Consider the following 14,622-nt stretch of genomic DNA (forward strand, 5'->3'; position numbering starts at 1 on the left):
GTCTTTTTTGCTTTTCGTTGCGCAACAATGCGGTGGTGTAATGTTATTTTCCGCTTTGATCGTAAAAAATGCCGTGCAAATCAAAGAATTATTGCTTTAAGCTAATTACGATAGCCACCTTGGTGGATTTTTTATATTGCGGTTTTTTGCCTGCATTGAGAGAATCAGCTATCTAGATGCTTTTTATCCGACTTGGAGTAGAAAATGACCACTCGTAAAACCCTTGCTAATGCGATCCGTTTTTTAAGTATGGATGCTGTGCAAAAAGCGAAATCAGGACACCCTGGCGCCCCTATGGGTATGGCTGATATTGCAGAAGTATTATGGCGTGATTTTTTAAATCATAACCCGACTAACCCTAACTGGGCTGATCGTGACCGTTTCGTATTATCTAACGGCCACGCTTCAATGCTGATTTATAGCTTACTGCACCTGTCTGGTTATCAAGTTTCTTTAGATGATCTAAAAAACTTCCGTCAATTGCATTCTAAAACGCCGGGTCACCCAGAATATGGTTATACCCCTGGTGTTGAAACAACAACGGGTCCTTTAGGTCAAGGTATTGCAAACGCAGTGGGCTTTGCTATTGCAGAACGTACATTAGCGGCTCAATTTAACCGTCCTGGTCATGACATTGTTGACCACTACACCTACGCCTTTATGGGTGATGGTTGTATGATGGAAGGTATCTCTCATGAAGCGTGTTCTTTAGCTGGAACATTACAGTTAGGTAAACTGATTGCATTCTATGATGACAATGGCATCTCTATTGATGGTCAAGTGCACGGTTGGTTTACTGATAACACAGCAGAACGTTTTGACGCTTATGGCTGGCATGTCATCAGTGGCATTGATGGACACGATGCAGCAAGCATCAAAGCCGCGGTTGAAGAAGCAAAACAAATTACTGACAAGCCTTCACTGTTGATTTGTAAAACCACTATCGGTTTTGGTTCCCCTCATAAAGCAGGTACTGCTGATTCTCACGGTTCCCCATTAGGTGATGCAGAAATTGCTGAAACACGTAAAGCGTTAGGTTGGGAATATGGCGCATTCGAAATTCCACAAGAAATCTATAAAGAGTGGGATGCGAAAGAAGCGGGTAAAGCAAAAGAAGCTGCATGGGATGCTAAATTTGCTGCATACGCAGCACAGTTCCCTGAATTAGCGGCTGAATTCAAACGTCGTGTTTCTGGTGAATTACCCGCAAACTGGGAAAAAGATGCCAAAGCATTTATTGAAAATCTGCAACAAAATCCTTCAAGCATCGCAAGTCGCAAAGCGTCTCAAAATGCATTAGAAGCATTCGGTAAAGTATTACCAGAATTCATGGGCGGTTCTGCGGACTTAGCACCAAGTAACCTGACCATGTGGTCTGGTTCTAAAGCACTGAACGAAGACAAGGCCGGTAACTACATCCATTACGGTGTGCGTGAATTTGGTATGTCTGCAATCATGAACGGTATTGCATTACATGGCGGTTTTGTTCCTTACGGCGCAACCTTCCTGATGTTTATGGAATATGCGCGTAATGCAGTGCGTATGGCTGCACTGATGAAGATCCGCAGTATCTTTGTTTATACTCATGACTCTATCGGTCTGGGTGAAGATGGCCCAACTCACCAACCTGTTGAGCAAATGGCAAGCCTGCGTGTCACTCCAAACGTGAGCACATGGCGTCCATGTGACCAAGTTGAATCAGCTGTTGCATGGAAATATGCTATTGATCGTAAAGATGGCCCTACAGCGCTGATCTTCTCTCGTCAAAATCTTGCACAACAACCACGTACTCCAGAGCAACTGGCAAATATCGAGAAGGGTGGTTACATCCTGAAAGATTGTGCTGGTACGCCTGAATTAATCTTTATTGCCACAGGTTCTGAAGTTGAATTAGCGGTTAGCGCTTATGATCAACTGACTGCTGAAGGCCGTAAAGTACGTGTTGTTTCTATGCCAGCAACAGATGCATTTGATAAGCAAGATGCAGATTACCGTGAAGCAGTATTACCAACATCAGTGAAAGCACGTGTTGCTATCGAAGCTGGTATTGCTGACTATTGGTTCAAATATGTTGGTTTAGAAGGCGCGATTGTTGGTATGCATAGCTTCGGCGAATCTGCACCTGCAAACGAATTATTTGAAGAGTTTGGTTTTACTGTTGAAAATGTGGTCACACAGGCAAAATCTTTACTTAAATAATCAATAAGTGTTAACAAGAGCACATTTTTGGGAAGAATTTCTCAGATGTGCTCTTTTTTTATCCTTCCATCTTTGTTTACTATTGCGATCTTCTCTCATTTCTCGTAATCTGATTATCAATAAGCTGAACCGTTTCAGTTAATGCTAAAATGTCGGTGACTGCACAATTTCTAGATTTACTTGATTTATCGTTGTTGATTAGTATCTTGCTCTATTATTCTAAGCGGTTGCAAATCACAAGTTATCAAGGAAGTCACATGACAATCAGAGTCGCTATTAACGGTTTTGGTCGTATAGGGCGTAATGTGTTAAGAGCGCTTTATGAATCAGGTAAACGGGCTGAAATAACGGTTGTTGCAATAAATGAATTGGCTGATGCACAAGGCATTGGGCATCTTCTCAAGTATGACTCCAGTCACGGACGTTTTGCTTGGGATGTACGAATTAATAACGATTTATTGCAAGTAGGTGATGATAGCATTCGTCTTTTTCATCATGCTGATATTGCTGATTTACCTTGGGGTGAGCTTGGTATTGATGTTGTGCTTGATTGTAGTGGTGCTTATGGCTCTCGTGCTGATGGTGAAGCTCATATTGCACAAGGTGCAAAAAAAGTGCTCTTTTCTCATCCGGGGACAACAGATTTAGATGCAACAGTGGTTTTTGGTGTTAATCAACATGAACTTAAAAAAGAACACCGCATTGTTTCAAATGCATCTTGTACAACAAACTGTATTATTCCCATCATTAAAATGATGGATGATGCGTTTAATATAGAGTCAGGAACAGTAACAACAATCCATGCAGCCATGAACGATCAACCCGTGATTGATGCATATCATAAGGATTTACGCCGTACTCGTGCCGCAGGACAATCTATCATTCCTGTTGATACGAAATTAGCCGCAGGAATTACTCGGATTTTCCCAAAATTTAAGGATCATTTTGAGGCAATTTCTGTACGAGTTCCTACAATTAATGTGACGGCAATTGATTTAAGTATCACTGTAAAAACTGCTGTAAATGTGTTAGATGTCAATCGGTTAATTCAAAAATCAGCAACTGGCGCATTTCGTGGTATAGTGGATTACACAGAATTGCCATTAGTCTCAACTGATTTTAACCACGACCCTCATAGTGCTATCGTTGACGGCACTCAAACAAGAGTCAGTGGGCAACACCTGATCAAGACGTTAGTCTGGTGTGATAATGAATGGGGCTTTGCTAATCGGATGCTTGATACAACGTTAGCAATGGCTGCAACTGGTTTTAAATAATCATGTTTTAATGACGGTGTCGCGTAAAATACAACACACTGAACAGAAGATTACTAAATTTTAGAGAATCAATGAGAGGATTCATCATGTCTGTAATTAAGATGACCGATTTAGACCTAGCGGGTAAACGAGTTCTTATCCGTGCTGACCTGAACGTTCCAGTAAAAGATGGTAAAGTGACTTCAGATGCGCGTATCCGTGCTTCTTTACCAACAATTGAAGCCGCGTTAAAACAAGGCGCTAAAGTGATGGTAACTTCTCACTTAGGCCGTCCTACCGAAGGTGAGTACAACGAAGAGTTCTCTTTAAAACCAGTTGTTGACTATCTGAAAGACAAATTAACTGCACCTGTCAGTCTTGCTAAAGACTATTTAAACGGTGTTGAAGTTAATGCCGGTGAATTAGTTGTTCTTGAAAACGTTCGTTTTAACAAAGGCGAAAAGAAAGACGACGAAACACTGTCTAAACAATACGCTGCATTATGTGATGTATTTGTAATGGATGCATTCGGTACAGCTCACCGTGCTCAAGCATCAACTCATGGTGTTGCTAAATTTGCACAAGTTGCTTGTGCTGGCCCACTGTTATCAGCAGAACTTGAAGCATTAGGTAAAGCATTAGATAAACCAGCACGCCCAATGGTTGCAATTGTTGGTGGTTCTAAAGTTTCAACTAAACTGACTGTATTAGATTCTTTATCAAAAATCGCTGACCAATTAATCGTTGGTGGTGGTATCGCAAATACCTTTATCGCAGCAGAAGGTCACCCAGTAGGCCGTTCTTTATATGAAGCTGATCTTGTCGATGATGCTAAGAAATTAATGGAAAAATGTGATATTCCAGTACCAAGCGATGTTCGTGTTGCAACTGAATTTTCTGAAACAGCAGAAGCTGTATTGAAATCAGCAAATGACATTAAAGATGATGAACAAGTATTGGATATCGGTGATGTGACTGCTGAACGTTTAGCTGAAATTCTGAAAAATGCAAAAACTATTCTGTGGAACGGTCCGGTAGGTGTGTTTGAATTCCCTAACTTCCGTAAAGGTACAGAAATCGTTGCTAAAGCAATCGCAGATAGTGAAGCATTCTCTATCGCTGGCGGTGGTGATACGCTAGCTGCTATTGATTTATTTGATATCGCAGACAAAATCTCTTACATTTCAACCGGTGGTGGTGCTTTCCTAGAATTCGTTGAAGGCAAAAAACTTCCTGCTGTTGCAATGTTAGAAGAACGCGCTAAACAGTAATTAAGTCAGCTCATACAGGTAGAAAATTATTTTCTACCTGTTCCAAATATAGGATCTTATTACATGTCTAAAGTTTTTGATTTCGTGAAACCGGGTGTCATCACTGGTGATGATGTACAAAAAGTATTTGCAGTAGCAAAAGAAAATAAATTTGCTCTGCCTGCGGTTAACTGTGTAGGTACTGACTCAATCAATGCTGTGTTAGAAGCTGCTGCGAAAGTTCGTTCTCCTGTTATTGTACAGTTCTCTAACGGTGGTGCTGCATTTATCGCAGGTAAAGGTCTTAAATCTGATGTACCACAGCAAGCTGCTATTTTAGGTGCAATTTCTGGTGCTCATCATGTGCATCAAATGGCTGAATATTATGGTGTTCCTGTTATTCTGCATACTGACCACTGTGCGAAAAAATTATTACCATGGATTGATGGTCTGTTAGATGCAGGTGAAAAACACTATGCTAAAACAGGCAAACCACTGTTCTCTTCTCATATGATTGACTTATCTGAAGAATCATTAGAAGAAAACATCGAAATCTGTGCTAAATATTTAGCGCGTATGGCTAAAATCGATATGACTTTAGAAATCGAATTAGGCTGTACTGGTGGTGAAGAAGACGGTGTTGATAATACAGGTATGGACAGCTCTGCTCTGTATACACAACCAGAAGATGTTGCTTATGCATATGAAAAACTGAGCGCGGTAAGTCCTCGTTTCACTATTGCAGCCTCTTTCGGTAACGTTCACGGTGTTTATAAACCAGGTAACGTTCAATTAACGCCAAAAATTCTGCGTAACTCACAAGACTACGTATCACAGAAATTCAATCTACCACACAATAGCTTAGATTTCGTTTTCCACGGCGGTTCAGGTTCCTCGGCTGAAGAAATCAAAGAAGCTGTTGATTATGGTGTTATCAAAATGAATATCGATACAGATACTCAGTGGGCAACTTGGGATGGTATCTTACAGTTCTACAAAAAGAATGAAGCCTATCTGCAAGGCCAGTTAGGTAACCCAGAAGGTGCTGATAAACCTAACAAGAAATACTACGACCCACGTAACTGGTTGCGTCACGCACAATCATCTATGGTTGTTCGTTTGGAGCAAGCATTTAAAGAACTGAATTCAGTTGATGTTCTGTAATTGATCACTCTTAATGATTAAATTAAACCCGCTTATTTGGCGGGTTTTTTTATATATCAAGAAAAGTGGAAAATCATGGTAACGCTTAAACGAAAGAATGTTTTTTATTGCAAAATAAAAGCGCCTATTAAAAGCGCTTTTATTAATATTTAATTTAGATTGAAAGATTAAGCAACTTTAACGTTTTTGCTTTCTTCTTTCATCATTCGGTTTAGTAGGGGGACTGTTGCCCACATAACCAAGCCCACAATTAAGGTTACTATGCCAATTTTACCAAATACATCGGTATAAATAGGTAAGGTTTGTAGTGGATCTGTAATACCTTCTGGTGCGGCTGTGAACGTCGCTACATAACCCCCTAACAGATAGGCTGTGGCTTGTGTTAAGAACCACATACCTAAAATAAAGCCCATCATGTATTGTGGTACGAATGCAGCAACCATTGCTAAACCTAACGCACTGATCATCAGTTCACCTAAACTCTGGAATAAGTAAACCAGAACGATAAACCAAGGAGATGTTAAGCCTTGAGCATCGGCAAACCACATACCTGATGCTGCCGCTGTAAGAAAACCTAATGAGCATAGAAGCATACCTGCGGTAAACTTCGCTGGCATTGAAAGGTCTTTACCTTTTGCGCCAAAATGACTGTAAGCGATAGCAAGGATTGGGCTAGCAACAATGATCCAGAATGGGTTTAGTGCTTGGAAGCTTACAGGATTAATATCAAAGCCTAAAAGTGTGTGATGAACGTTATGAATAGCAAAAAAGTTCAGTGAAGTTGGCATCTGAGCATACAGAATGTAGAAAACAACTGCTTCTAACATCAGAACAAATGCAACATACATTTTATTACGAGCAACTCTGTCTTTTTGTTTAAAAGCTTCACGGAAATAAATGAAAACAACAATAATGGACAGGCTGACTAAAACGATATTTGCAATCATCACGTTGTGCAGTAACCATGCACAAACAAATACCATCGCAATTGAACCAACAATAACTAATAACAGTTTGTTAAAGCTCATTGGTAAATGGTCTGGTTCAGAACCAATATTGGCAACCATTTTACGACAGAAGAAATAAACTAATAACGCCATGATCAAGCCAATACCACAGATATTATAAGTCAGTGCATATCCGTAACGTTCTGCAAGTACAGGGGCGATAGATAAAGAAATTAATGAGCCGATATTAATCGACATATAAAATAGTGTAAATGCACCATCAAGACGTGGATCTTTAGGTGGATAACATTTTGCTAATAGGCTGGCTGGGTTAGCTTTAAATAAACCATTACCTACCGCGATAGTGCCTAATGCGTAGAAAATTAAATTAGGATACATAATTGACATACCAGTCATAAAATAACCGATAGCCAAGACAATAGCACCTAAAACAATTGTTCGTTTTGTTCCTAATAAGTGGTCACCAACATAACCACCAATAGAAATAAGCCCATAAACCAGCGCAGAGAATGCACCAAAAGTAATGAAAGCCTGTTCTTGAGAGAAACCGAGTTTACTAACAAAATAAACGGCAAGAATACCTTGTACGCCGTAGTAACCAAAACGTTCCCATAATTCTACAAAGAAAATCATAAAGAATGGTTTAGGCTGTTGTAATAAACCGACTTGAGCGGGTTTATCCATATCTGTAATGCCCCTAATTATTATTTATTTTCAACAACGATGTTATTTACTCACATTCACGAGGAATGTTACACGACGGTAACATTATCTGTCGTATTTAGAGTGATGTTTGCAAATTTAAGAAGGTAATCAGCAAGTCGAGTAGACTAATATATTGATGAAATGACTTCTCAAAGGTTGATCACACTGTGGGTAAGATTAATACCAGATTGAAAAAAATATTCATTAGTTTATTTTCAAATAAAGTCATTTAATTGATTTTTTGTATAAAATACAATCAATGGAATTATTATTTGTTTATATTTTAATCTTAGTAAATTAAATAAAGATAAAGGGGAAAGGTAGAGAGAAAATATTTTTGATTATGTGACTGATTGATTCTAGAAAGAAATTTTTTATTATAATTAAAAATTATTCTTTTATAACAAACAGATGTTAATAAATGTTTAATAAATATCTAAAAGTTAGCTAATGCCACTCTATTAAATAAATATTCATTTAATATAAATAAATATTTAATTTTATGGTGTGATTATTGTCAATAAAAACGCCCTTATTAAAAGTGCGTTTTTATCTTGAGGTAAAATAAGTGAAATTTAAGCAGTGATGGGGACTTGTTTATTTTTAACAGAATGGAAACGACGTTTGAAATAAATAAGTCCATCACCATCTTCACGTACTGAAATAGTCTTAATTTCGGTCATATAAACAAAATGAGTACCGACTTGGCGTACATCATGAATATCACCTTCTAGGCAGGCAAGTGCATTTGTTAATACAGGTTGTTGTAATTGTCCGTTTTGCCATCCTGGTTGGGTAAAGCGATCTGCCATCGCGAGCCCTGTCATTCCGGCGAAATGACATGCCATTTCTTCTTGCTCATGATTTAATATATTGATGCTTAATTTTCCATTTTCTTGAAAAATAGAGTTCATCTGACTTTTACTGTTGATGCAAACCATTACGGTAGGTGGGTTATCAGTAACAGAACATACCGCAGTTGCTGTTAAGCCACAACAACCCGCATCGCCATTTGTTGCCACGATATTGACTGCAGCACCTAAGCTTGCCATTGCATCCCGAAAAAGTGGGTTAGCCTGTTTTTCCTCAGACATTATTTACTCCTACTGCCAGACTTCTCGTCTGTGGGCGTCTTCACTTAAAATAATTTATTAGTTAGATAACTATAAAAATCATCTGACTACTCCGCTAACAAAGTTGTAATGCTATTGCCGGTCTCTTTGTTGCGTTGTTTAAAAGCTGTAACGCTACCGCGCATGAACAAAGATAGCAATCTTTCTTTGTTACAACCCATTAACTTTATCTCAAAAACTGTGAGACAACCTTATCGCTAAGCGACATTATTCCTAATTTAGAAGTAGGATAATAGGCAAATCAAGCTACTTTTTTGGGTTGATAAAGAGATAACACAAATTGCCAATTTATAAAAATTGTGAATAGCTCAAGATGTTGTGGAAGATGAATTTAGCTCTGAAAAGGGGCATGGGTGATAAATTGCAGAAAGGGAAGAAAATTGCAAAAATTGAGTCAACTTTATTTATTTGTTAATATGAATAATTGTAACAATTAGTCTATTCTTAGAATATAGCCATTTATAAACTATAAACAGCGGTATTTTTCACTGTCTATATTGAGTGATATTTTGTCATTTCACCTATAACACCATATAAAGAGCTTCTTGATTATGCATGAATCATTAACTATCGCGCTATTACAAGCACGGGAATCTGCGATGGGTTTTTTTCGACCTGTTCTCAAAGAGCATAATCTGACAGAACAGCAGTGGCGTATCATTCGTGTACTTGCGGATAAACGTTCTATTGATTTCCACGAATTAGCGCAAAAATCGTGTATTCTTCGACCAAGTCTAACGGGTATTCTTATTAGAATGGAAAGAGACGAGCTAATTTGTCGTTTAAAACCGATAAGTGACCAACGTAAACTTTTTGTTTCACTTTCTGCTAATGGGCAAAGTTTATACGATAAAATTCAGCCTAAAATTGAAGAAGGTTATCAATTACTTGAGCAAAAGTTTTCGACTGAAAAACTACAACGGTTATCCGGATTATTAAAAGAGCTGATTGCACTTAACTTAGATGATATTGAACAATCAGAGAAATAAATTATTTGATAAGAAAAAAGGAGATGTCATAGCATCTCCTTTTTGTTGCTGTCATGCAGATAAAATTATTGCTTACCTAATACATGCAAGAAGTGAATGTGTTTTTCATACTGATCAAGAATATCGTGAATGATTTGTTCTTTCGTCCAACCCATTACATCATAATCTTGCCCACCTTCTTTTAAATGAATTTCAGCACGATAATATTTATGCTCTTCGTCTCTTTCTTCATCACTTAATCCTGCTAAAGCAAAGGCCGGTTGAGTATAAAAACGCAGGCGAACTTCATAGAAGAAATTCATGTCATCGCCTAAATCGACTTCGAAGCCAATGCGATCATCTTCTTCGTTATGGATATAGCATTGTGTTGCTTGTTTACTTAACTCAGCAGAGACCATTTCCATTGAGGGTTGAATGACTTCATCCATAAAACGTTTTACATGAGAGCGTTTAGGAAAATAGGCAATATTTCTTAAACGACGTTGCCAAGGGATTGGATTACGACTGGCTGGTGGTGCAATCGTAGTTAACTGTTGACTATCACGTTTATATACATCCACTCGCAATGCTTTTATCAGTCCATAAATAGAAGCAAGCAATACTATTGAGAAGGGGAGTGCACTTGCAATAGTTACTGTTTGTAGTGCAGTCAAACCACCCGCTAATAATAAAGTAATTGCAGAGATACCCATTAAGGCAGCCCAGAAAATACGTTGCCATACTGGCGTTTCGCTATCACCGCCAGAAGCTAAAGTATCAACAACCATAGCGCCTGAGTCTGCTGAAGTCACAAAGAAGACGATTACCATCAACATCGCAACGAAGGATAAAACAGACGAGAATGGGAAATAATTTAAGAACTCAAATAAAGCCAATGACACATCTTGTTGTACGATATTGGCGAGGACTTCTGCACCTTTATCTTTGATTAAATGGATCGCAGTGTTACCAAAAACGGTCATCCAAAGTAAAGTGAAGCCAGCAGGAACAAACAGGACACCGACAACAAACTCACGAATAGTACGGCCTCGAGAAATGCGGGCAATAAACATCCCTACAAATGGAGACCATGATAACCACCAACCCCAATAAAGCAGTGTCCATCCCCCTAACCAATCACTCGATTTGGGTTCATATGCGTAAAGATTAAAGGTTTTACTGACAATTTCGGATAGATATCCCCCCGTATTTTCAACAAATGATTTTAATATCAATACGGTTGGGCCGAGAGTAATGACTAATAAAAGAAGAATAACCGCCAATCCTAAGTTAAGTTCAGATAAAAAGCGGATCCCTTTCTCTAACCCAGATACAACAGAAATGGTTGCAAGCCCTGTTATCACTACAATCAATATTACTTGAATGGTTGGATTAATTGGTACATTAAAGAGGTGATTTAAACCCGCATTAACTTGCAGAACACCAAAGCCAAGGGAGGTTGCGACACCAAATACGGTTCCCATCACAGCGAAAATATCAACAGCATGACCAATTGGGCCATATATGCGATCACCAATAATTGGATAAAGTGCAGAGCGTAGTGTTAACGGTAAACCATGGCGATAAGAGAAGAAAGCTAAGATCAATGCGACAATGGCGTAAATTGCCCATGCATGTAATCCCCAGTGGAAAAAGGTTAATCGCATCGCTTCTTTCGCGGCTTCTACGGTTTGAGCTTCGCCAGTCGGAGGCATTAGGTAATGCATAACAGGTTCGGCAACACCAAAGAACATTAAGCCGATCCCCATACCTGCTGAAAAGAGCATGGCAAACCAAGCAAAGTAACTAAAGTGAGGGCGAGCATGATCAGGCCCTAACTTGATTTCACCAAAGCGGGAAAGCCCTAAATAAGTCACACTCAGCAAAACCAATGCAACGGCTAGAATGTAGAACCAGCTCGCGTTTCTGAAGAGATTTTCCTGAAGATGACCTAATTTATCATTAGCTAACTCAGGAAATAACGCAGAGAAACCAACGACCAGTAAAATTAACAACGCTGATGTATAAAAAACGGGAGGATTAATTTTCATCCTAACTTTTTTTTGAGGGGTTATATCGTTTTGTTGACTCATAGTTAACCTATTTATAGTTATTTTCTTAGAAAGAGACTTTTCGCTACCCATTATCTGATTGCTTGTATTACCAGAAAAGAAAAGTTCATAAGAAAATTTGAATAAAACACAAAATTGGATAAATGTTTTATAAAAGAACGGAAGTAAATTATTTTTTCCGCAAGATGAAGAAAAGTACAATTAAATCAATTTATTAATAACTTTATATTCTAGATGCTTTCGCTCTTTAATAGGTTTCTCCTGTTGAAAAAAGGAGAACATGGTTACATTTTTTGCTTAAACGATCAACCCTTGGCTTTTTTTTATACAAAAAAAGCCAGTGAAAGTTCACTGGCTCTCAATTCATCAAAAAAACTGAAATCGGATTATTTGTTTTCAGTTTTTAAATCATCAATTTTTTGTTTGGCTTGATCAGTTAATTGATCCGCTTTATCAATTGCTTTATTTTCAGTCTCTTGAGCTTGTTGTTTTACATCATCGCTGGTTTTTGACGCGTCACCTTTCAGTTGATCAATCTTTTTATCTGTTTCTTGCATCAGGTTATCTGCTGCTTTGCTTGCATCTTGTTTTAGCTCTGCGGCTTTTTCAGATAATTTATTACTTTCAGCTTCTAGGCTTTGCTTTATTTCTTCAGCTTTGTTAGCACTCGCATCTTTTAACTCAGCGGCTTTTTGTTCAGCTTTATCTTTTAGCTCTTGAGCTTGTTGTGTCAATTCATCTGATTTTGCTGATGCATTTTCTTTCAAGTCGGCAGCTTTATCTTTGGCTTGTTCAGTCAATTCATTGGCTTTATCTTGCGCTGTTTCAGTGACTTGAGTAGCGGTTTCTTTTGCTTTATCAATGCTATCATCGACTTTCTTAGATGAATCATCACAACCTGCTGTAATAGTGACAAGACCCGCTAGAACCAATGAAGTAAGTAGTTTTTTATTCATTTTTTTCTCCAAAATGTGAGTTTAAAAACAATTCAGTGAAATCCCGCGTAAGAACTAGAAAAGGCGAGAAGCTATTGAGTTCTGAATCCGAATAAGATATTACGGATAAGCTATCCTAATAAGTATAGTATGAGTCTTAAAATCAACAAACCTAAGTATATTAAGTGTTTTTTCTTAGTCAAATATCATCAAAAATAATTTAGATTTTTATCTAGGTGAGATTTTCTGCTTTATAATAAGTGAAGAAGTTATTGGAAATGTGAGACAAAAATGGAATATTACTTTCTGGTTATTATCAAATTTATTATTGGTTTTACTATCATATTAGCCCATATGAATTTATCGGGTAAAACACAACTCTCTCAATTAACACCTATTGATTTTATTGGCAATTTTGTCCTTGGTGGCATTATGGGAGGGGTAATTTATACTGATGCAATCCCTCTTTATCAATATATTATCGTCTTTTTAATTGGTGTCTGTTTTATCTCTTTGCTTAATTATATTAGTAAGCGATTCAACTTTTTCCGTGCGGTGACGATTGGCAATCCTATTCCTATTATAAAGAACGGCGAGTTTATAATGGAAAACATCATGGAGAAAAAGAATAAAATAGATATTTTAAACATAACGTCTCGTCTTCATGCTCAAGGTATTCATTCGTTTCAAGAGGTCAATTATGCGCAAATTGAACCTGATGGACAAATTACGGTAGTGTGTGACGGTGCTAAAATGCCATCCTTGATTGTGATGAAAGATGGCGTTATCCGTACTTCAGAATTAGTACAAATAGAAAAAGATGAAGCATGGTTACAAGAAGAAATGAAAAACCAGCATATTGATAAGCCTGAAGATGTTTTTTTAGCTGAATTTTGGGATGGGAAAGTGAATTTTATTTTGCAAGATGGCAAGATAAAACGTACCGCACCACTGAAGAATAATTAATTAAAATACAAATCGATGATTAGGTGAATGCTGTAGAGTAACAATGGCGACATAATGTCGCTATTGTTACTTTCTAGTCGTAGAACTATAACTTAAACACGGCAAAATCAGACGCAATTTCAGTATGGCTAAAAACGTGTTGGCATTCATTGAGTAACTCAACGCACTCTTCGGGTAAATAGCGGCTACTAAGATGGGTAATAATCAACTTTTTGACATTAGCGTCTTTTGCTAATGTTGCAGCTTGTACTGTAGTTGAATGCCCGCGGCTATTGGCTTGTTCTGCCATTTCATGCTTAAACGTTGCTTCATGCACAATAACATCTGCATTATTTGCTAGTTTTAATGCATCCGGAGTGGGTTGTGTATCACCAAAAATAGCAATACAGCGTCCTTTTATTTCAGGGCCGATATACTCTTGGCCATCAATGACTCTGCCATCGGGCAACGTAATAGTTTTGCCTTGTTTTAACTCTTGTAACCAAGGGCCGGTCGGAATATTTTCAGCTTTTAGCTTCTGAGCATCGAGTTTACCGGGGCTATTTTCTTCTTCTAAGCGATAGCCAAAACAAGGTACTGGATGAGAAAGCGCTTCACAACTGACTTTCATTCCTTCTTCTTCAAACAGAAAACCAGCTTCGTCAATCTCAATAATATTAATAGGGTAAGTTAAATAGGATTGACTTAATGTCAGCGCTGTTTCTATAAAAGCTTTTATACCCGTAGGGCCATACACTGTTAAAAGTGTTTCTGTTCCCCCCATTGAGCGACTACAAAGTAATCCTGGTAAACCAAAAATATGATCGCCATGCAAATGGGTAATAAAAATTTTATTTAAACGCGGTAGTTTCACGCGGGTATGCAGTATCTGATGTTGTGTCGCTTCACCACAATCGAACATCCACATACTTTTTTGTTTATTTTGTAAATCAAGCACCATGCTTGTGACATTCCGATCCTTAGACGGAACACCAGCATTAGTGCCTAAAAAAATGAGCTCCATAAT

General features: G+C 38.0%; 11 protein-coding genes. 6 read left to right on the top strand and 5 right to left on the bottom strand.

What is annotated here, in order from left to right; genetic code table 11:
- Positions 1–204: 204 nt before the first annotated feature.
- From tkt to fbaA, 4 genes are all read left to right on the top strand, one after another.
- Positions 205–2,199 (top strand): transketolase, encoded by a 1,995-nt coding sequence (gene tkt / locus H1225_RS01875; protein WP_072063579.1) that lies wholly within the window; start codon positions 205–207, stop codon positions 2,197–2,199.
- Between the two features lie 257 nt (positions 2,200–2,456).
- The gene (gene epd / locus H1225_RS01880) at positions 2,457–3,476 is read left to right on the top strand and encodes an erythrose-4-phosphate dehydrogenase (RefSeq protein WP_161706577.1); all 1,020 of its coding nucleotides are present in this window, start codon (positions 2,457–2,459) and stop codon (positions 3,474–3,476) included.
- An 86-nt stretch (positions 3,477–3,562) separates the two neighbouring features.
- A complete protein-coding gene (gene pgk, locus H1225_RS01885; RefSeq protein WP_072063577.1) occupies positions 3,563–4,726 on the top strand; it encodes a phosphoglycerate kinase in 1,164 nt (387 codons plus the stop codon).
- A 63-nt stretch (positions 4,727–4,789) separates the two neighbouring features.
- Complete coding sequence (fbaA, locus tag H1225_RS01890) at positions 4,790–5,869, top strand: class II fructose-bisphosphate aldolase (protein WP_006534914.1); 1,080 nt, start codon at positions 4,790–4,792, stop codon at positions 5,867–5,869.
- Between the two features lie 167 nt (positions 5,870–6,036).
- On the opposite strand, the gene dtpB is transcribed toward fbaA, so the two are convergent.
- Together dtpB and hpaC are read right to left on the bottom strand one after the other, a co-directional pair.
- Positions 6,037–7,521: a dipeptide/tripeptide permease DtpB gene (dtpB, locus tag H1225_RS01895; RefSeq protein WP_006534913.1), complete on the bottom strand. Its 1,485-nt coding sequence runs from the start codon at positions 7,519–7,521 to the stop codon at positions 6,037–6,039.
- A 596-nt stretch (positions 7,522–8,117) separates the two neighbouring features.
- Positions 8,118–8,636, bottom strand: coding sequence for a 4-hydroxyphenylacetate 3-monooxygenase, reductase component (hpaC, locus tag H1225_RS01900; RefSeq protein WP_006534912.1), 519 nt, complete (start codon positions 8,634–8,636; stop codon positions 8,118–8,120).
- A gap of 590 nt (positions 8,637–9,226) precedes the next feature.
- Here hpaC and hpaR point away from each other — a divergent pair.
- Complete coding sequence (gene hpaR, locus H1225_RS01905; RefSeq protein ID WP_006534911.1) at positions 9,227–9,664, top strand: homoprotocatechuate degradation operon regulator HpaR; 438 nt, start codon at positions 9,227–9,229, stop codon at positions 9,662–9,664.
- 65 nt (positions 9,665–9,729) lie between these two features.
- Here hpaR and betT read toward each other — a convergent pair whose 3' ends face one another.
- Positions 9,730–11,736 (bottom strand): choline BCCT transporter BetT, encoded by a 2,007-nt coding sequence (gene betT, locus H1225_RS01910; protein ID WP_072063574.1) that lies wholly within the window; start codon positions 11,734–11,736, stop codon positions 9,730–9,732.
- A gap of 365 nt (positions 11,737–12,101) precedes the next feature.
- The gene (locus tag H1225_RS01915; RefSeq protein WP_006534909.1) at positions 12,102–12,671 is read right to left on the bottom strand and encodes a hypothetical protein; all 570 of its coding nucleotides are present in this window, start codon (positions 12,669–12,671) and stop codon (positions 12,102–12,104) included.
- Between the two features lie 270 nt (positions 12,672–12,941).
- On the opposite strand from H1225_RS01915, the gene H1225_RS01920 reads away from it, so the two are divergent.
- Complete coding sequence (locus tag H1225_RS01920; protein ID WP_239739404.1) at positions 12,942–13,616, top strand: DUF421 domain-containing protein; 675 nt, start codon at positions 12,942–12,944, stop codon at positions 13,614–13,616.
- Positions 13,617–13,701: 85 nt separating this feature from the next.
- On the opposite strand, the gene rnz is transcribed toward H1225_RS01920, so the two are convergent.
- Positions 13,702–14,619: a ribonuclease Z gene (gene rnz, locus H1225_RS01925; protein WP_109847834.1), complete on the bottom strand. Its 918-nt coding sequence runs from the start codon at positions 14,617–14,619 to the stop codon at positions 13,702–13,704.
- Positions 14,620–14,622 lie beyond the last annotated feature (3 nt).

It is taken from the genome of Proteus penneri, from assembly GCF_022369495.1.
GTDB lineage: Bacteria > Pseudomonadota > Gammaproteobacteria > Enterobacterales > Enterobacteriaceae > Proteus > Proteus penneri.

What these genes read in the sequence shown, in the direction of transcription:
- tkt (WP_072063579.1), top strand. Translation starts at nt 205, where the DNA reads ATGACCACTCGTAAAACCCTTGCTAATGCGATCCGTTTTTTAAGTATG.
- epd (WP_161706577.1), top strand. Translation starts at nt 2,457, where the DNA reads ATGACAATCAGAGTCGCTATTAACGGTTTTGGTCGTATAGGGCGTAAT.
- pgk (WP_072063577.1), top strand. Translation starts at nt 3,563, where the DNA reads ATGTCTGTAATTAAGATGACCGATTTAGACCTAGCGGGTAAACGAGTT.
- fbaA (WP_006534914.1), top strand. Translation starts at nt 4,790, where the DNA reads ATGTCTAAAGTTTTTGATTTCGTGAAACCGGGTGTCATCACTGGTGAT.
- dtpB (WP_006534913.1), bottom strand. Translation starts at nt 7,521, where the DNA reads ATGGATAAACCCGCTCAAGTCGGTTTATTACAACAGCCTAAACCATTC.
- hpaC (WP_006534912.1), bottom strand. Translation starts at nt 8,636, where the DNA reads ATGTCTGAGGAAAAACAGGCTAACCCACTTTTTCGGGATGCAATGGCA.
- hpaR (WP_006534911.1), top strand. Translation starts at nt 9,227, where the DNA reads ATGCATGAATCATTAACTATCGCGCTATTACAAGCACGGGAATCTGCG.
- betT (WP_072063574.1), bottom strand. Translation starts at nt 11,736, where the DNA reads ATGAGTCAACAAAACGATATAACCCCTCAAAAAAAAGTTAGGATGAAA.
- H1225_RS01915 (WP_006534909.1), bottom strand. Translation starts at nt 12,671, where the DNA reads ATGAATAAAAAACTACTTACTTCATTGGTTCTAGCGGGTCTTGTCACT.
- H1225_RS01920 (WP_239739404.1), top strand. Translation starts at nt 12,942, where the DNA reads ATGGAATATTACTTTCTGGTTATTATCAAATTTATTATTGGTTTTACT.
- rnz (WP_109847834.1), bottom strand. Translation starts at nt 14,619, where the DNA reads ATGGAGCTCATTTTTTTAGGCACTAATGCTGGTGTTCCGTCTAAGGAT.